The 18412-nt window shown below is 41.5% G+C and carries 17 protein-coding genes; 15 read left to right on the top strand and 2 right to left on the bottom strand.

Features of this window, described 5'->3' with window-relative positions; translation table 11 throughout:
* Positions 1-365 precede the first annotated feature (365 nt).
* From M595_RS18205 to M595_RS18190, 4 genes are all read left to right on the top strand, one after another.
* The gene (locus tag M595_RS18205) at positions 366-902 is read left to right on the top strand and encodes an LptA/OstA family protein (RefSeq protein ID WP_023067871.1); all 537 of its coding nucleotides are present in this window, start codon (positions 366-368) and stop codon (positions 900-902) included.
* Between the two features lie 204 nt (positions 903-1106).
* On the top strand, positions 1107-1835 hold the full coding sequence (gene lptB / locus M595_RS18200; RefSeq protein WP_023067855.1) for an LPS export ABC transporter ATP-binding protein: 729 nt from the start codon (positions 1107-1109) through the stop codon (positions 1833-1835).
* Positions 1832-3010: an LptF/LptG family permease gene (locus tag M595_RS18195; RefSeq protein WP_023067863.1), complete on the top strand. Its 1179-nt coding sequence runs from the start codon at positions 1832-1834 to the stop codon at positions 3008-3010. Before lptB ends, M595_RS18195 begins: the two co-directional genes overlap by 4 nt.
* Positions 3011-3072: 62 nt before the next feature.
* Positions 3073-4863: a hypothetical protein gene (locus M595_RS18190; protein WP_023067844.1), complete on the top strand. Its 1791-nt coding sequence runs from the start codon at positions 3073-3075 to the stop codon at positions 4861-4863.
* A 2-nt stretch (positions 4864-4865) separates the two neighbouring features.
* Here M595_RS18190 and M595_RS18185 read toward each other — a convergent pair whose 3' ends face one another.
* Entirely contained in the window at positions 4866-6131 is a 1266-nt protein-coding gene (locus tag M595_RS18185) for a hypothetical protein (RefSeq protein WP_040484317.1), read from the bottom strand.
* Between the two features lie 278 nt (positions 6132-6409).
* Between M595_RS18185 and pgl the strand changes: the two genes are divergently transcribed.
* The 11 genes from pgl to M595_RS31225 all read left to right on the top strand — a co-directional run bounded on the left by pgl (position 6410) and on the right by M595_RS31225 (position 17699).
* The gene (gene pgl / locus M595_RS18180) at positions 6410-7138 is read left to right on the top strand and encodes a 6-phosphogluconolactonase (protein WP_023067867.1); all 729 of its coding nucleotides are present in this window, start codon (positions 6410-6412) and stop codon (positions 7136-7138) included.
* A gap of 180 nt (positions 7139-7318) precedes the next feature.
* The gene (locus M595_RS18175) at positions 7319-8086 is read left to right on the top strand and encodes a double zinc ribbon and FHA domain-containing protein (RefSeq protein ID WP_023067838.1); all 768 of its coding nucleotides are present in this window, start codon (positions 7319-7321) and stop codon (positions 8084-8086) included.
* 126 nt (positions 8087-8212) lie between these two features.
* Positions 8213-8710, top strand: a complete 498-nt coding sequence (locus M595_RS18170; RefSeq protein ID WP_338041658.1) for an FHA domain-containing protein — start codon at positions 8213-8215, stop codon at positions 8708-8710.
* Positions 8711-8825: 115 nt separating this feature from the next.
* Complete coding sequence (locus M595_RS18165) at positions 8826-9599, top strand: PRC-barrel domain-containing protein (RefSeq protein ID WP_040484323.1); 774 nt, start codon at positions 8826-8828, stop codon at positions 9597-9599.
* A 144-nt stretch (positions 9600-9743) separates the two neighbouring features.
* Positions 9744-10268 (top strand): FHA domain-containing protein, encoded by a 525-nt coding sequence (locus M595_RS29400; RefSeq protein ID WP_023067869.1) that lies wholly within the window; start codon positions 9744-9746, stop codon positions 10266-10268.
* 442 nt (positions 10269-10710) lie between these two features.
* Complete coding sequence (locus tag M595_RS18155; protein ID WP_023067848.1) at positions 10711-10947, top strand: hypothetical protein; 237 nt, start codon at positions 10711-10713, stop codon at positions 10945-10947.
* Between the two features lie 646 nt (positions 10948-11593).
* On the top strand, positions 11594-12658 hold the full coding sequence (fbp, locus tag M595_RS18150; RefSeq protein WP_023067841.1) for a class 1 fructose-bisphosphatase: 1065 nt from the start codon (positions 11594-11596) through the stop codon (positions 12656-12658).
* Between the two features lie 118 nt (positions 12659-12776).
* Positions 12777-13922, top strand: coding sequence for a transaldolase (tal, locus tag M595_RS18145; RefSeq protein WP_023067866.1), 1146 nt, complete (start codon positions 12777-12779; stop codon positions 13920-13922).
* A 384-nt stretch (positions 13923-14306) separates the two neighbouring features.
* The gene (gene zwf, locus M595_RS18140; protein ID WP_023067862.1) at positions 14307-15836 is read left to right on the top strand and encodes a glucose-6-phosphate dehydrogenase; all 1530 of its coding nucleotides are present in this window, start codon (positions 14307-14309) and stop codon (positions 15834-15836) included.
* Positions 15837-16102: 266 nt separating this feature from the next.
* Entirely contained in the window at positions 16103-17437 is a 1335-nt protein-coding gene (gene opcA / locus M595_RS18135; protein ID WP_023067868.1) for a glucose-6-phosphate dehydrogenase assembly protein OpcA, read from the top strand.
* 100 nt (positions 17438-17537) lie between these two features.
* Positions 17538-17699, top strand: coding sequence for a hypothetical protein (locus M595_RS31225; protein ID WP_023067846.1), 162 nt, complete (start codon positions 17538-17540; stop codon positions 17697-17699).
* 172 nt (positions 17700-17871) lie between these two features.
* Here the strand turns inward: M595_RS31225 and M595_RS18130 are convergent.
* A partial coding sequence (locus M595_RS18130) for a HEAT repeat domain-containing protein (protein ID WP_023067843.1) occupies positions 17872-18412 on the bottom strand: 541 nt, incomplete at its 5' end.

Here is an 18412-nt window from a genome sequence, read left to right as displayed (position 1 = left end):
AAAAGCCCAAAGAAGATTCATCAGGCTGCATGGGATCGTCAGAAGCGCTCAGAAATATGCCACTCAATTATATCAGCTATATTAGCTTCGAGATATTGATCGCGACTAATCGATGGATTTAGGGAGCGGAGGAGGTCGGGGAGAGCCGGAGAGTTTGACGCAGGGTACGAGTGATCGCAGGCGGTGTACCGATGACTTTTAACCCTAGAGAAAACATGGGACACTGTTAATGCCTGATTGCCGGATCGCACAATCGCGGTGTTGTATCGAGTACAATAAGCACACAGATCAATCTATATTGCTACACAGTCAGAACCGTAAAGGGGTCTGTTTTCTTGTCCGTTGTGTTCTGTCAAAACGTTATTATGTATCCTGCTAAATTACTCAACTTAACAATATTACGCTTACTGATTGCGCTATTACTGCCAAGTGCGATCGGCGGTGTAATTGTTGCCGAAAACTTTTTCAATCCTTCTGTTAGTAAAGCCCAAAGCGCTCCGCCCGCCAAACAAGATCCCGCAACGGCGATGACCGTTCGCTCTGATATTCAAGAAGCAGATGCGAATACCGGAATTGTAACAGCCCGGGGTAATGTTCAAATTAACTATCCGGCTCGTAATATTCAAGCCACTGCCGCTCAAGCTCAATATTTTAGTCGAGAAGGACGAATTGTATTGAGTGGAGATGTCTACATTTTGCAAGAGGGGAGTAGTATTCGTGGAGAAACCGTTACCTATCTGATCGAGGAAGGACGCTTTGTTGCACTTCCGGCGGGAGGTCAACAGGTAGAATCGATTTATATTGTTCCAGACGACAGCAGCAGCACCAAAAATGCTGCCGTTGAACCCTTTAACCCCAAACCTGCTTTTAAAAATCCGTTTAGCGCTCCTCCTGCCCGCTAAATCCCGACCCAGTAACTCTTTTAACTTATGGGGATGATCAGTGAATCGGAGAAAACTGCCGAAATAGACCCTCGTAAAAGAGTAGATATTTTGTTCGTGCGAGTTGACCCCTGATCCGACTTTTTGAGTCTAAATCTTGTACTGGGGTTTAGTCGTGTTTGTCTGAATTCACTGACATCGGCAGAAGTATAGGTTGATCAATTTATGAAAATTGTCCTGGAAAATATCCACAAATCCTATGGAAAACGCACAGTTGTCAGTCGGGTAAACTTGTCGGTTTCTCAAGGGGAAATTGTCGGCTTACTTGGGCCAAATGGAGCCGGAAAGACAACCACATTTTACATCGCTACAGGACTCGAAAAACCCGATGAAGGTAAGGTTTATCTCGAAGAACAGGACATTACCACTTTACCTATACACAAACGGGCGCGACTAGGAATTGGATATCTGACACAAGAAGCGAGTATTTTTCGTCATTTAACCGTAAGAGACAATATTCTGTTAATCTTGCAACAAACCCAAGTTCCTCCCCATTTGTGGCATTCTCGACTAAATACTTTATTGCGGGAGTTTCGCTTGGATAAAGTGGCTGATACCATGGGAAATCAAGTCTCAGGAGGAGAACGACGACGAACAGAACTTGCCCGTTCTTTGGCTTCTGGTGTCAGACTTCCTAACTTTTTGTTGCTTGATGAACCATTTGCAGGAGTTGATCCGATTGCCGTTTCTGAAATTCAACAAATTGTCGCCCGACTTCGCGATCGCCAGATGGGAATTTTGATTACCGATCACAATGTTCGTGAAACGCTGAAAATCACCGATCGAGCTTACATTATGCGAGACGGACAAATTTTTGCTGCGGGTTCAACCGAAGAACTCTACAATAATCCTCTAGTACGACAATATTATCTTGGTGATAGCTTTCAACTATGAAAACATCAGTTTCCAAGTCTATTAATTCTTTTCAATTTCCGAGTTTCTATCTATCGATTTTAGATCGCTATATTATTAGTGAACTCATTGCCCCATTTTTGTTTGGTGTCGGATTATTTACTTCTGTCGCTCTTTCGATCGATACGGTTTTTGACTTAGTTCGGAAAGTGGCTGAGTCGGGTTTGGATGTGAGCATTGCGATCCAAATCTTTTTATTAAAGATGCCTGAGTTTGTTGTCTTATCCTTTCCCATGTCAATGGTCTTGACAACGCTGATTGTTTATGGGCGAATGTCGAGTGATAGTGAAATTGTCGCCTTGCGAAGTTGTGGAATTAGTATTTATCGGTTGGTGATTCCGACGCTAATTTTTAGCTTATTTATTACCGCCTCTATGTTTGTTTTCAATGAGTTAATTGTTCCAGCAACTAACTATCGGGCTTCAATTACTCTCGAACAAGCCTTGCATCAAGATCGGCTTCCGGTTCAAGAAGAAAATATTTTTTATCCCGAGTATCGTACAATTCCTATCGAAGACTCCGATGAAGAAATAACTATTCTTGTGCGGTTATTCTATGCTCAAGAATTTGATGGAAAATACATGAATGAAGTGACGATTTTGGATAAGTCTCAACAAGGCATCACTCAAATTATCTCCTCTGAATCAGCCGTCTGGAATGGGAAACAACAGAGTTGGGACTTTTTTGATGGTACGGTTTATATGATTGATCCTCAAGGCTCTTATCGTAATATTATCCGTTTTGATCACAAAGAATTAAAATTGCCTCGGGTTCCTTTAGATTTAGCGAGTCGGAAACGCCGCTATGACGAAATGAATGTTATCCAAGCCCATGAATATTTAGAACTGATGAAAAGTAGTGGGAATGAAAAGATTGTTCAGAAAACTAAAGTTAGAATTCAACAAAAATATTCCCTTCCGTTTGTTTGTGTGGTGTTTGGATTATTAGGGGCTGCTTTGGGTTCTCAACATCAACGAACGAGTCGATCAACCAGTTTCGGGATTAGTATCATCATTATTTTTTCTTATTATATGTTGGCATTTATCACCGGGGCGTTGGGACAAAAAGCCATTATTAGCCCTTTTCTTGCGGGTTGGCTACCCATTGTGATAGGTTTAGGGGCTTCAGGATTTTTCCTTTATAAAACCTCTCGTTAAAACTACAACTTAAAAAACTTTCAAAGCATCCTTAAATCATCGGGAGTATCTGTCGTTTCAATATGTTCAACCTGAAAAGCTTAAAACCATTTTCTCATCGCTTAATTAAACGTTTACATCGGTTTTTAACTACTCAAACAACTTCTCTTTCTCATCCTACTCTAAGATTTTGTCTAGTTCTGAGTCTATTGATTGTATTGGGATATGGTTTGCTTTCTATGCAACAAGCTTTTACAAGTGAATATGTGATTCAAGATGATGCAAGACAACACGTTTTTTGGATGCAAAGATTTATTGATCCTGAACTTTTTCCTCAAGATTTAATTGCGAATTATTTACAATCTCTCGCCCCTTGGGGTTATACAAAATTTTATGAGTTTCTCGCATTTTTAGGAATTAATCCTCTAATTGCAAGTAAAGTTTTACCGTTAATTTTAGGCTTGATTACGACTGGCTACTGTTTTGCTGTCAGCTTACAATTCTTACCTATTCCGGCTGTGGGTTTAATCACAAGCTTAATTTTAAATCAAACTTTATGGATAGAAGATGATCTCGTTTCTGCAACGCCGAGAGCCTTTGTTTATCCTATATTTTTCGCATTTTTATATTACTTATTACGGAACTCGTTATTTCCTTTGCTGATTATTATCGCTTTATCGGGTTTATTTTATCCTCAAATTACACTCCTGTTTTTAGGAATTCTCACCTTAAGACTATTTAATCTACAAAATTATCAAATAAAACTTTCTTCGCTTAAATTCAACCGTTTAGCATGGTTATTCGGAGGAGTTGTCGCTGTTTTGATTTTACTTCCCTACAAACTGACAACAACTGAATTTGGTGAAATGATCACCATTGCTCAAGCAAAATTAAAACCTGAATTTTATCCTCTAGATGGTTTATTTGGACGAGCTTTTTTCTTTCACGATAATCCTTTCATTTACTGGTTAGTCGCCCCTCAAACGGGTTTACTGTTTTTAGGAATTTTACCGCCACTCGCTTTATTTGGATTAGGATTTCCTTTTTTAGCTAAACAAACAGAACGCTTTTCTCTCGCTCAAAAAATTCATTATAACGTTATAATTTTAGGACAAATTATTTTAGCTTCTTTGGTATTATATTTCTTAGCTCATGCTGTTTTATTCCAGCTTTATTTTCCAACTCGCTACACCTATCATAGCTTAAAAATTGTCTTGATTTTAGCATCCGGTTTAGCTGTAACATTAATCTTAGAAGCACAATTACGAGCTTTAATTCAAATCATAGAAAACGGTTTAACTCGATATCAGTTAATGCTTTTTAGCTTAACGTTCTGTTTGGGGGTTGTGCTAGTTACTGTTCCTTTTTTACCTGGAGTTACTCTCCCGAATCAACTTTATCGTACTGGAAAAGAACCCCTCATCTATGAATTTCTTCAGAAACAACCCAAAGATACATTAGTTGCGACTCTCTCAGAAGAAGCCGATTTTATTCCCACTTTAGCCCAACGTTCAACCTTAATTGCACAGGAATATGACTACCCCTACCATACGGAATATTACACTGCATTTCAGCAACGGTTAATAGACTTGATTAACGCTCAATATAGTTCTGATCTCCGTCAAGTTCAAGACTTTATCCGTAAATATGGAATTGATTTTTGGTTACTCGATGGAGAAAGTACATTTAAAGCCGATTATATTTCCACTCGTGTTTTAATTCGACAAGTCGAGTTAGTTGAACCCATTTTAAACAGCATCAAACAAGAACAAGTATTTGTCCTATCAACCTTAGTCGAAGGCTGTGCAGTGGTTAGAAGTGAACACCGACAACTACTCGATGCTGAGTGTATCTTAAAACAAGGTCAAAATTAGCGTTAAGGGTTAGCAAAAGTGTTGATTTCACCCCCTCCAATTCTTCGCCCGGGAACGGGACGAGGTGCAGAGAAAGGACGCTGATTCATTTGATTAAATTGATCCGCCTGATTATTTTGTATTAGGGTATTTTGATTAACTTGATAATCTTGGGGATTCGTAGAAGCGTTGTTAGAATAGCCCGGATAGGCTGAAGGAGAAGAAGCATTATTATTGGGAAAAGGAGCGCCGTAGGAACCGTTAGAATTCACGTTAGGATAAGCCCCATAGGAATTATAAATACTCTGTAGATCTGGAGTTACAGCCGCCCCAGTTCGAGAAGGCTGAATAATCGGTTGAGCAGGAATAACAGGAGAAGTAATCGAAATATTAGTTTGATAGGAGTTGGTCGTCGGTATCGGGCTGGTGGGGGTAGTGGGAGTTGTCGTTGTACGAGGAACAATCCATGTGGCTGGTGGGATTTGAACAGTTGGTTGAGTCCCAACGGTTGTCGGAGTAGAAGGGATTGGTCTTCCGGGAGTATTGATAGAATTAACTTGAGGTTGATTGAAGTTCAGAACCGGATCATTATAGTCAGTAGACGGGGAAGATGAGCTAGAACTCTGAGATTGTCCTTGTCCAGAAATAGATTGTTGATCCATCGCGGCTTGTAAGGGACTCTGCGTTGATGTTCCTTCCTCTGTCGCTGTCGCACTCGGAAAGTTTGCATCAAAGGTCATCTGAGGCGTTAAGCCCGAAGGATTTTGAGGTGAAGGGGTGGTCGTTGATAAAGTCGGCGTTGAATTGAAATTAAGAATATTATTCGGTTCAGAGGGAGTTGGTGTCACCGAAAAAGTAGGTAAACTGTTATCCGATGGTGATTGTTGTTCCAACCGGGGATTAGAGGAAGTTTGAGGCGTTGTAGAGCGATCTAAACGAGATTTACGCACCTGATCTTGAACCCCAACTCCTGCATTAATCGGAGTGTCCATCGGAAAGGGTAACAGTTGTGGCCCTTCTAATTCCTTGAGTAAGACGGCTGAACTGTCAATATCTGCGGCGATTGATCGTTCTTCTTGAGAAAGTCGATCCTCTAAATTACCCGAATCGGAAATCGCTTGCTTGATATCATCCAACTCAAACCATTCAGGATGTTCTGAAACTTGCCAAATAAAAGCAACAACAACCGCCGTAACGCCCATTGAACCCCAGAATCTCGGTTGGGTCAGGGGTTTGAGAGCGCTGGTCACACCACTGAGAGACTCAGATGTTTTTTTAAAGATAGACATCGGTTTAGTTTCCGTTCCAGAGGGATTAAAGAAATTATTAGAGTTCTCACCGCAAGCAGTCAATCACTGATAATCTCAGGGTGTAACCTAGTCTTGGGCTGGATTAATTCGTCACTGCCATTCTCACGGGTTTGCTATTCAAACTCTAACAGTTTTATTTTAGCTGTTGATTTGGTCAGGAGCTAGGTCAAAGAGAAACTAGGGGTTAAACCCACGATTAATCTACAATTCCTGATGCTTGATGCCTGTTATTTGTTGTTGAACTCGATTGAAGGACAATGAAAAAAAATATTGAAGTTTTTCCCAGTCGTGATCAGCTTGTAGAACGAGCAAAAGCGATTATTTTGGACAAAATTGCACCCGCTATTGAAGCGCGAGGAAGGTTTACGCTGGTGTTGGCCGGAGGAGGTACGCCCAAACCGCTTTATGAAGCACTGGCGACTGAAAATTTACCTCTCGATAAAATTCATATTTTTTGGGGAGATGAACGCTACGTTGCTCCCGATCACCCGGATAGTAACGAAGGGATGGCTCGTCTGGCTTGGCTTGACTGTGTAGCGTTTCCGGCAGATAATATTCACCCAATGCCAACGGCGGGAAATGATCCGCTCGCTGATTCTCGTCAGTATGAAGCCGAATTGCAGAGATTTTTTCAAGTCTCACCGGGAGAATTTCCAGCTTTTGATGTGATTTTGCTCGGTATGGGCGATGATGCTCACACTGCGTCTCTATTTCCCCATACAGAAGCGTTACAAGTTCGTGATCGCTTAATTGCAGTGGGGAATAAAGCGGGTCAACCTCGTCTCACCTTTACGGTTCCGCTCATTAACCAAGCTGAATGCGTCCTGTTTTTGGTTACAGGTGCAAACAAGCAACCCGCATTAACCCAGGTTTTTGCAGAAACAGCCGATGAAATGGCTTATCCGTCTCGTGCAATTCAACCTCAAGGGGAACTGTGGTGGCTATTTGATGAAGCCGCAGGTCAAGTCTTGACAGTGAATAGTTAACAGTGATCAGTGACCAGTCTTGAGAGTGAACAGTTAACAGTTATCAGTTGTTTTCAGCGATCACCTGTAACCTGCAACCTGTTGACTGTTGCCTGTTGCCTATTCCCTATTTCTCACAATTTCATAGCTGATAGTGTCTTAAGGTGTCAGAATTGTAAGTAGCTGACTACTGAAAAAGTGATGATTGTTTGTCCAAATTGCAATCACCAAAATCCCGAGGGAGCAACTCAATGTGAAGCTTGCTATACTCCCCTACCGAGTACAATGGCTTGTCCCAGTTGTGGTGCAACCATTCAAAGTGATGCGGCTTTTTGCGGTCAATGTGGCTACAATTTACAGCCCACACCGACATCGCCATCTTTAGAAGAACAAGAAGCCGCTCTACCGACTGTGGTTTCCCCGCCCTCTGCTCCTGTGACACCTGAGCCGTTGGTGATGCCTGAACCTGTTGTTTCTTCTACATTAGAGTCTCCCGTTTTAGAAAAATCAAATCCCGATCCCGATCCCGATCCCGATCCCGTGGGGGTTGCGTCTGTTGCCAATCCTGACGAAATCAATCCGACTCCATCAACAGTATCGGCTGCAAAAACGGCGAGTACAAATACTCAGCTTCAAAGCCAATCGGCACATTTACTTCACATCCAGACGAATGTAACTGTAGAACTCCCTCTCAATTTACCTGTAATTCACGTGGGTAAACCTAATGAGCTAGTTCCTCCAGATATTGATGTTTCGGGTTTCCCGAGTTCGGAAGTTGTCTCTCGGACTCATGCCGATATTCGCATTGAGGGAGGTTTCTACTATATTGAAGATGTCGGCAGTTCTAACGGAACTTATGTCAATAATATTCCTCTGACGAAGGGAAATCGACATCGATTGCGACCTGGCGATCGCATTTCTCTTGGAAAAGGTGACCTTGTTTCATTTATTTTTCAACAACCCTCCTAAGTTAAATTTTAGATGTCCGGTATGATTTTGAACTAAACTTTAAAAGGAAAATTTTGAGATGTAACCTGATCAATCAGTCACGATTTGTTAGGGTTCAAAATCGGTACGGAAAATCTAGAATTCGTCTTGAGTGCTCTACTTGAACTGAAACCTGTCAATGTGATTACCTTAACTTTACTTCATCCCAACCAATCTATCCCCGTTCGGACTTGGACTTTTGAACAGAAGGAGGTGATTCGGATCGGCCGTTCTGTTAAAAATGATGTTGTTTTATACAGTGCTGTTGTTTCTAGATATCATGTCGAGCTAAGACATCAAGAAAAAACTTGGACTGCTATTGGTTTAGGAACAAATGGCACTTATCTCGACGGCAAACTGATTCAAAAATCTCCGATTGTCGATGGACAAATTATTCATTTAGCAATTTCGGGGCCAAAAATTAAGCTGAATATCTCTGCTGAGAAAACTCAACATTTAATGCGTCGAATCGGAATTACACAAAGACAAATACAAACGGTTGATCATTTGAATACTGAAGTTCAAATTGATTCGATTTCATCTTCTACATCTTCTCAATTAATCTCTGCTGAACCCTATGAAGATGATATTACAGAAACTGAGTGAGGTTTATTTTAGATTGTTTTGTACGGTTTTAGCGGTGTATCAATTTCAATAGAAAATCAAGAGGATATCAAGATTTAACGGTTATCAAACTGTCATTAGTATGGGGACTGACTCTATGAATACTGAAATTAAGATGATTAAACGCAGTGAGTTAATCAATCGATTAGTGCTAGAACGGAATACGGTTGAAGATTTAGGTCGAGTGGAACAACTGTGGCTTAATTCTCAGTCCCATCAAGTCATGGCTTTGACTTGTAAATCTGGACTGCTTCGAGGTCAAAAACGAGTTTTTACTTGGGACGATATTACTCAAATTGGTGAAGATGCAGTTCTGGTCAATTGTCGCAGCTATGAAGCGTCTAAAAATGAGGCTAAACCTGAACAAGCAATTCACGTGATGAATCACGAAGTTTGGACAGATGGTGGGAATAAAATTGGTGCAATTGTTGACTATGTTTTTGAGTTGAAAACAGGGTTTGTCTATAGTTATCTCTATACGTCTCAGGGGTTACGAGGTGTATTGGAAGGGGTTTATATTCTTCCCTCAACAGCAGTTTCGAGTGCGGGAAATAAACGTCTAATTGTGTTAGAATCTGCCCTCAAAAACCCTCAGCAATATTCAGAAGGGTTAGGGAAAAAGATGGGTCAAGCGGCTGAATTCTTACAAGAGGATTTTGAGAAAACCCGAGAACACTTGGAAGGATTGAAACGGAATGCTCAAAAAATGACACAAGGAAAACAGGAGGAGATGAAAGAAATTAAAGCTGAAATCATTTCAGAAGAAAGGGAAACAGAGGATTCATCGCCCAAAATGCTTCCCTCGAATTCTTCCGAGACTAATACTCAAAATACTAACTCGGAACATTCTGAAAGTTCTTCCTCAAATTAAATTGAAGTTATGAATAACTCAAAAATGATCAGTTTTGCGAGACTTCGATCAAATTTAAAGCCAATAAAAAGCAAATCATCGGACTAATAAATGATTCAAACTCAACCTTTTAGGTATATTTTTATCTCAGTTTTAGATCCATAAGTGATTACTCTGATCCTCATTCACCCAACTCAACCCATACCTGTCAACCGATGGACTTTTAAAGAGAAGTCAGTCATTCGGATAGGCCGTGCAAAAGATAATGATATTGTGATTTATAATGCTGTTGTTTCTCGTCATCATTTAGAACTCTGGAACCGAGAATCAGGGTGGGAGGTTGTCAGTTTTGGTACAAATGGTACATATATCAATAACAAACCTTTAAATCAGTTTTTTATTAAAGATGGAATGGTCATTTGTCTCGGCAATTCAGGGCCTAGATTAATGGTGAAATTTAGTTTAGGTGAAATGAATAAAACACCTTCATCTGATGAGAGCAAAGATTCTCAAGGTTCACAAACTTTGACTTCAGATGCGTTTACGACAACCGAAGACATGAATAAAATTCAACAACAAAAAGAAGTTTTAGCAGAAGAAAAGTTTGAGTTTGAAATTGATGATGATGATGATGATGATGAAGGTGATAGTGATGATAACTCAACGACAAGGATAGATTTCTTGGAATAGTAGTATTTCTCAGCAGGAGAGTTAGCTCTACTCTCTCTCTACTGTGACACTTCTTTAAATAATTGGAGGGGATCAGAGAAGCGGAATCAACTCACAGAGGGGTCCACGTCTTTTCTCGTTGATTTTTCAAGGGGTTAACTTTAAGTTAACTTAAAATTAAACCACAAATGATACAGAAAAAGATTAAAATTCGTCTTTAAATATTATTAAATTTTTCGCTAATCTCACTCAACATAACAAACCCAATACTAAGATCAGCTTTTTTTAAGCTTTATTTAAGTTTCAATCACCCTACTATAATTCGGTCTAAATTTCTGTAGAGTAGCACTCATTATTACTTTCATCATACCGAGTAGGATAAGAAATAGTTAAGTATCCTGAAAGTAATACTTTTAGGTCAAAAACCTCGGTTTCCTCACACAAATAAGGAGAAAGTCTCAGTATGGAAGTTGTTTTGGTTTACCTTATCCTCGCCGTTGTTTTAATCTGGAATGATCAGGGATCATCTTCCTCAAATGAACAAGATGATCGAAGCTTCGAGAAAAGTGATTACAACAAAGATTGTTCTCAGCCGACTTATTTTATAGATAAAAAACAGCCTGAATATGTACGTTATTCAGACGTTGAAGATCTAGAAATGAATCATCCTCGCAATCGTTATAGTTCCATAAAAATATAGCTTTATTTAAGGATATTGAGCTTTTAATCTGAGTTTTGGTGACTCAGTAAAAGAGGTTCTAAATTACTTTTTTTAGGTGTGAGGAACGGAGATCGTCTATCCTGTGGAACAGTCCCGCTTAATTATTGTGTTGAAGTGGCTCAACCTCATCAGCCACTTTAATCTTTGCAAATTCCCGATCAAGACTCGCCAATTGATACAGATCAGGTGTAACCATTGGTTTCTAGGGCTTCTGGACTTTTGTTTTTAAGTTTCCTCTCCTCGAAGTGACAAAAAAAGCTGATGGTTCCCTATTCCTCGTTCCACGACCCACCCACCAATCTTAAACCGATATACAAGAACTTAATCTTTATTCTTTAAGAAAAAAAAATAAATTTACCTTAACAACAGACGAAAGATATAAAACTTAGCTTAAAATTTGGCCGTCTGACCCAAAAAGTCTCCTTAATATAGATGGAGATCTTTCTGCTGTCAGCCAGTCAGTAGAAGTCAAACTAAAATGCTTGTGGACTCGAAGTCGCAAAAGTTAGATTTTTCTGAAGTCTAGTCCAGCAAAAAGAGGAAACAGCAAAAATCTCTCGACAAGTTATAAAGCTTGTAGGTGAGACTGTCAAAGGCGAGACGAGTAGACACCGGAGACGAAATCATGGTTCAGATTCCAGCCAAGCCTACGCCCTCCGATCCGATGGATCAGGGACAATATATAGATCGGGACTGCACCACGCTATCCCGTCATGTTCTCGAACAACTCAATAGTTTTTCACCCGATGCTCAAGATATCAGTGCATTGATGAACCGCATCGGACTAGCGGGTAAGTTAATCGCACGCCGTTTGAGTCGAGCGGGATTAGTCGATGATGCTTTGGGGTTCACGGGCAGTGTGAACGTCCAAGGTGAAGAAGTCAAGCAAATGGATCTCTATTCCAACTCAGTGTTTATCTCCGTTTTCAAACAAAGCGGCTTAGTCTGTCGCTTGGCTTCAGAAGAAATGGAGAACCCCTATTACATTCCTGAAAACTGCCCTGTCGGACGTTACACCTTGCTATACGACCCCTTAGATGGTTCATCCAATCTGGATACGAACTTGAATGTGGGATCAATTTTCTCAATTCGACAGCAGGAAGGCAACGACGAAGACGGTACGGCTTCCGACTTGCTGCAACATGGACATAAACAAATCGGCGCTGGTTACATCCTCTATGGCCCAAGTACATTGCTGGTTTACAGCATTGGAACAGGCGTACATTCCTTCACCCTTGACCCGAGTCTGGGTGAGTTTATCCTTGCAGATGAGAACATCAAAGTTCCGGATCATGGCCCGGTCTACAGCGTTAACGAAGGCAACTTCTGGCAGTGGGATGAATCGATTCGCGATTATATCCGCTATGTTCATCGTCACGACGGTTACACGGCTCGATATAGCGGTGCGTTAGTGGGAGATATTCATAGAATTTTGTATCAAGGGGGTGTATTCCTATACCCCGGTACGGTGAAAAAACCCGAAGGAAAACTCCGTTTGCTTTATGAGTCGGCTCCGATGGCGTATTTAATGGAACAAGCTGGAGGACAGGCTTCTACCGGAACAGAGGAAATTATGGATGTGGTTCCAGAAAAGTTACATCAACGTACACCCCTAGTTATTGGGAGTAAAGAAGATGTGACCTTAGTGAAGTCCTTTATTCAAGATCGGGAGCGTCGCGATCAAAAATAGTCGTTTCTACACGCACGAGCGGTCAATATTACCAGAGTTCGGCGTAAAAAAAACACCATCATCATCTACTCTAAAAAACCCACCGATTGAATTTGTAGACGTTACAGGAATTGCAGTTATGACCACAAATCATCTGCTAGAAATTGGCAATCTCGGTCAAAGTATCTGGATGGATAATTTAAGCCGTGACATTATTGAGTCCGGTGAATTAAAGACCTTAATGGTTGAAAAAGGGATGAGGGGAATTACTTCTAACCCGGCGATTTTTGAGAAAGCCATTAAGGGAAACGCTATCTATGATGCGGAGATCGACAAAGGGATTAAAGCCGGAAAGTCGGTGATGGAAATCTACGAATCTCTCGTGTTTGAGGATATTCGCAATGCTTGCGACATCTTTAAGCCCGTTTATGAACAGACTGGGGGATTAGATGGTTATGTCAGCATCGAAGTTCCGCCGACGATTGCTAAAGATACGGAAAGCACTGTGAAAGAGGCTTTACGCTATTACAAAGCAATTGACCGAGAAAATGTGATGATTAAGATTCCTGGAACCACTGAAGGACTTCCGGCGGTAGAACGGGTGATTGCTCACGGCATTAATGTTAACGTCACATTACTTTTTTCGGTGAAATGTTATGTTGATACGGCTTGGGCTTATATCAAAGGCTTAGAAGCTCGTGTCAACAAAGGGGAAGACATTAGCAAGTTGGCTTCGGTTGCGAGTTTCTTTCTCAGTCGCATTGATAGTCAGATTGATGATACTGTTGATGCCAAGCTCAAAGGAGTTACCGATCTCAATCATCAAGCCAAACTGGAGAAAGTTAAAGGTAAAGTGGCGATCGCCAACGCTAAAATTGCGTATCAAGAATACAAGAAAATTATTCAAAGCGATCGCTGGAAAGCTTTATCGGCCAAAGGAGCAAATGCACAACGGCTCTTATGGGCAAGTACCAGTACCAAAAATCCGGCTTACAGCGATGTGATGTACGTCGATGAACTGATTGGGCCGAATACGGTTAATACTTTACCCCCGAATACCATTGATGCTTGCGCCGATCACTGTGATGTTGAAAATCGCGTGGAAACTGAGGTTGATCAAGCCTATCATTTGATTGAAAGTCTCAATGATCCAAAGATTAATATTGATCTCGATCAAGTCATGGATCAATTGTTAGTCGAAGGCATTGATAAGTTTGTCAAACCGTTTACTTCGTTAATGAGTTCTCTCGAAGAAAAGGTTAAACAGCTTTCGACTGTAGGATAGTGAGTGCAAGCGAACAAACTTGTTAACTAAAAACCCGATTTCTCATCGATTGAATGCAATTGAAGTGAGTAAGTAAAACCGGGTTGATGGGAAAGTCTGATTGACCAAAGGTGATTAGCGGGTGACAACCGGATCATTTAGAGATGAGAGCTTCAGTTGAAAACCGGATTATTTTAGGTATCCTAGAGAAACAAAGCAGAAAGATTAATCGGCAAATTCTCACTCAAGAGCAAATCCGAGTCAGGCTTTCAACCTCAAAGATTCCTTGCCTAAAAAGTAAAATGGGTAACTGTTCATTTCTAACGGTTTGCTAATCGCCAAAAACAGATAATTAACACAAACAAAAAGTGTCACCGCCTCAACCAAATTGACAAGGGAATGTAAATGGTTACACTACTGGAAAATCCGTTACGGGTTGGACTGCAACAAGATCGCGTCCCTGAACCTCAGATTTTAGTGATCTACGGTGCATCAGGGGATTTAACTCAACGTAAATTGGTTCCAGCCCTCTATCAGATGCGGCTCGAACGCAAGCTCCCTCCGGAACTAACCATTGTCGGAGTTGCTCGACGAGATTGGAGTCATGACTACTTCCGCGAACAGATGCGAATCGGTGTCGAGGAGTTTGGCGGTGGCTTACAGTCAGAAGAACTGTGGAACGACTTTGCTAAGGGGTTATTTTATTGTTCCGGTAATATCGATCAGTCAGAAAGTTATCAGAAACTCAAAGTATTTTTGAGTGAACTCGATGAACAACGGGGAACACGGGGAAATCGTGTTTTTTATCTGTCTGTCGCCCCGGCTTTCTTTGGAGAAGCGATTCAACAACTCGGTGCTGCGGGTATGTTGCCAGACCCGAAAAAGCAGCGTTTGGTGATTGAAAAACCGTTTGGCCGCGACTTGAGTACCGCCCAAGTTCTCAACCGGATTGTCCGTGAGGTTTGTGCAGAAGAACAAGTTTACCGGATTGACCATTATTTGGGCAAAGAAACGGTTCAAAACTTGATGGTGTTCCGGTTTGCCAATGCGATTTTTGAACCCCTGTGGAATCGTCAATTTGTTGATCACGTTCAAATCACGGTTGCAGAAACCGTTGGTTTAGAAGGACGGGCGGGTTATTATGAAACCTCCGGGGCGTTGCGCGACATGGTGCAGAACCATTTGATGCAGGTTTTCTCGCTCACGGCGATGGAAGCCCCCAACTCCCTTGATGCTGATAGCATTCGCAACGAAAAAGTGAAGGTGTTGCAGGCGACGCACCTTGCCGATATTAACAACCTGGAAAATTCGGCGATTAGAGGTCAATATACTCCCGGCTGGATGAAAGGCGAACAAGTCCCCGGTTATCGAGACGAAGAAGGGGCTGACCCCAACTCTACTACGCCGACTTATGTAGCGCTGAAACTACACATTGATAACTGGCGTTGGAAAGGGGTGCCATTTTATCTACGAACCGGAAAACGGATGCCGAAAAAAGTTTCAGAAATCGCCATCCAGTTTAAAGAAGTTCCCTATTTGATGTTCCAGTCGGCGGCGAAACAAGCGAACCCCAACGTTCTCGCTCTGCGGATTCAGCCCAATGAAGGGATTTCTATGCGGTTTGACGTGAAAACGCCGGGAAATTCATTGAGAACTCGTTCGGTTGATATGGATTTTCGCTATGACTCCGCTTTTGGCAAGCCGAATACCGATGCTTACGCTCGTCTATTGATTGATTGTATGCTCGGTGATCAAACGCTATTTACCCGAGATGACGAAGTAGAAGCGTCTTGGAAGATTATTACTCCCCTGTTAGAAGCTTGGGATGCACCTGCTCCCCCTGATGCGATTCCTTTCTATGAAGCGGGAACTTGGGAACCTGTAGAAGCGGAATTGTTACTCAACCGCCATGGTCGTAATTGGCGCAGACTGTAGAATTGTGGGGAGAGGCAATCGGAACAGTGACCAGATGACAGATGACAAATGAACAGAACTGATCGCTGATGATTGTTGTCTGTTACCTGCCTGTTCCCTCTTGCATGAGTACCTGTCCCCGTTTTTAGGATCTAAACTAATCACTATCCGGGCATAGCACTGACTGGAATGAGCGATACTGCTGATGCCCGATTGTCAAAGACTTCCCACAGATGTTTTTACTGAACATCTCTAAAATTAACAGCTAATCACTAACGACTGACACCATGAAGAGTACACCACTTGTTGCACTGCAAAAACCAAAAGATATCTCCCTTAACGAAATTGAGGAAGAATTAAATGGGATCTGGCTCTCTCAAGCTGCTGGGAGCGGAAAGACTACGGCGGTTGCTACCCGGGCGGCGACGTTTAGTATGGTGATTTATGAGCCGGAAGAATTTCAACAACTTCTAGCCGGGTTGGGGTTTTTCTCCGGGCAAATTGATGGGATTCACGGTACTGAAACCCGCGAAGCTATTAAAGAAGCTCAAAAGACTTATGGTTTCAGTATTACTGGTCGGGTAGACTCACACACACTCGCTAAACTGCGTGAAGAATTTGCGAAGTTACCCAGCGATCGCCAAAAAATTTCTAATTTAGATGGTCGCGGTTTTAGTATTAGTGAAGCGATCGCCGCTCAAAATCCTTGTCGGATTATCACTCTTTGTCCGACGATGGGGGAAGATACAGGTGTCACGGCTCAGGTTTCTGCCTATTGTCCGATTCAGCAAAAAAGCGAAGAAAGTCTGATTTGTGCTGAATATATTACCCTACGTGGCACTAAAGAAGCATTAGAACGGGTCGATGATATTGTGGAGTCTTTGCTGATTCCTGACTTACCGAAGTTTGTTTGGTGGAAGGCAACACCCAACCCCGAACAAGATTTGTTTAAGCGGTTGTCGGGTTGTAGTAATTGTTTGATTGTGGATTCTTGTTATTTTAGTGATCCGGAATCGGAATTGCTGAAAATGCAAGAATTGATCGAACAAGAAACTTACATTGCTGACTTGAATTGGCATCGTTTGGCGCCCTGGCAAGAATTATCGGCCGCTGCTTTTGACCCCCCTGAACGTCGGATGTCGTTGGGTGAAATTGATAATGTGGCGATTGATTATGAAAAGGGAAATGCAACTCAAGCGTTAATGTTTTTGGGTTGGTATGCTTCTCGCCTCGATTGGAAACCGATTTCTTTTACTTCTGAAGGCGGAGACTATGACTTGAAATATGTCAAGTTTAAAGCTCCCAATGATAAGGAAGTTGTTGCTGAGTTGGCGGCGATTCCTGCTGCTGATTATGGTGAAATTCCCGGTGATTTGGTCGGTTTGCGGTTAACTTCTAGTAACCCTAATGCCAATTGCTGCACGATTTTGTGTTCAGAAACCACAGGTTGTATGCGGATGGAAGCCGGCGGAAGCGCCCAATCTTGTCGCACGGAACAGGTGACAGCGACTTCTGATCAAAAAGCAGAATCTCTAATGACGCAACAATTGCAACGTTGGGGTCGTGATGTTTTGTATGAAGAAAGTTTAGCGTTAACGGCTAAAATTCTTCAATTGCGTTAGTTTTAGAATTGTAATTCAATCTTTTGGGGCGCAAGGTTTGCGCCTCTTGTTGTTTTATGAGTTATAAAAACCGGGTTTCTATAGCGCTAAATTTGATGTGATGGAAGCCTTACCACAAGCGTTCGTTTATCTGTCGAATAGTCCGAATAGGGATAAACCAACCTTTGGTTTTTTAGTGAATGGTCGAGAGTTTGTATTTGTGAAATGGGTTAAAACTGAACCGCCTAAATCTGGTTGTTCTTATGCGTTATCTATCGAATGATACAACTAAATTGAACAAGTTTTAGCCGCACTCAAACAAATTAGTAAAATTTTAATTAATTCCTAATTGGCTTTTTTTCTAAAGTTATAGCACTTCGCCCAGGCAATAGGAAGTTGAAAAACGCTCTCAATCTTCGGTTTTAGAGTTTCTGCATTTAATCAATTTATGAAAGCTACCATTCTGTTAATGCGATCGCAATTCCCTGTTTTAAACAGGGATCAAGATTAGGATGTTGGGCAAGTTGTTGAAGTCGTTCATAGACTGAGGGAGAATTTAAGGGAGAATCTAACTGTTTTAAGGCGGCGATACAATGAAATTGAACAGTGGTTTCCGAATCTGCTAACAGTTGTACCAAAGGATCAAAAGCAGTGATATTTCCTAACTGTCCTAAGCTTAAAGCAACCAGTTGTTTAATCGTCGGAATTTGCAGAGAGGGATGTTGACTTTGGAGAAATTCAACTAAAATTTGACTGGCTAGAATTTTCGCTTCAGGTTTGCTCATTCGTCCCAATCCTTGAATGATTTCTTGATGAATTGAGAAGGATGAGGGGTTAGAAGTTGGCTGATCTAAACTCGTGAATAAAATATGTTGAAGTTGATCAATAGCACTCAGAGTTTCTATCCAACAAAGCGATCGCACGCCGTTGAGTTTAACCGTTAAAGGAGTTGTTGTTGAGAGAATTTGCTCAACTAAAGCAACCACTGCTTGATCC

It is taken from the genome of Lyngbya aestuarii BL J (assembly GCF_000478195.2).
In the GTDB taxonomy this organism is placed as follows: domain Bacteria; phylum Cyanobacteriota; class Cyanobacteriia; order Cyanobacteriales; family Microcoleaceae; genus Capilliphycus; species Capilliphycus aestuarii.
Note: the sequence above shows the minus strand (reverse complement) of the source record. Positions and strands in the feature narration are given on the sequence as shown.

Excerpts from the sequence above, each read along its gene's own strand:
- M595_RS18205 (WP_023067871.1), top strand. The coding sequence starts at position 366 with ATGTATCCTGCTAAATTACTCAACTTAACAATATTACGCTTACTGATT.
- lptB (WP_023067855.1), top strand. The coding sequence starts at position 1,107 with ATGAAAATTGTCCTGGAAAATATCCACAAATCCTATGGAAAACGCACA.
- M595_RS18195 (WP_023067863.1), top strand. The coding sequence starts at position 1,832 with ATGAAAACATCAGTTTCCAAGTCTATTAATTCTTTTCAATTTCCGAGT.
- M595_RS18190 (WP_023067844.1), top strand. The coding sequence starts at position 3,073 with ATGTTCAACCTGAAAAGCTTAAAACCATTTTCTCATCGCTTAATTAAA.
- M595_RS18185 (WP_040484317.1), bottom strand. The coding sequence starts at position 6,131 with ATGTCTATCTTTAAAAAAACATCTGAGTCTCTCAGTGGTGTGACCAGC.
- pgl (WP_023067867.1), top strand. The coding sequence starts at position 6,410 with ATGAAAAAAAATATTGAAGTTTTTCCCAGTCGTGATCAGCTTGTAGAA.
- M595_RS18175 (WP_023067838.1), top strand. The coding sequence starts at position 7,319 with ATGATTGTTTGTCCAAATTGCAATCACCAAAATCCCGAGGGAGCAACT.
- M595_RS18165 (WP_040484323.1), top strand. The coding sequence starts at position 8,826 with ATGAATACTGAAATTAAGATGATTAAACGCAGTGAGTTAATCAATCGA.
- M595_RS18155 (WP_023067848.1), top strand. The coding sequence starts at position 10,711 with ATGGAAGTTGTTTTGGTTTACCTTATCCTCGCCGTTGTTTTAATCTGG.
- fbp (WP_023067841.1), top strand. The coding sequence starts at position 11,594 with ATGGTTCAGATTCCAGCCAAGCCTACGCCCTCCGATCCGATGGATCAG.
- tal (WP_023067866.1), top strand. The coding sequence starts at position 12,777 with ATGACCACAAATCATCTGCTAGAAATTGGCAATCTCGGTCAAAGTATC.
- zwf (WP_023067862.1), top strand. The coding sequence starts at position 14,307 with ATGGTTACACTACTGGAAAATCCGTTACGGGTTGGACTGCAACAAGAT.
- opcA (WP_023067868.1), top strand. The coding sequence starts at position 16,103 with ATGAAGAGTACACCACTTGTTGCACTGCAAAAACCAAAAGATATCTCC.
- M595_RS31225 (WP_023067846.1), top strand. The coding sequence starts at position 17,538 with ATGGAAGCCTTACCACAAGCGTTCGTTTATCTGTCGAATAGTCCGAAT.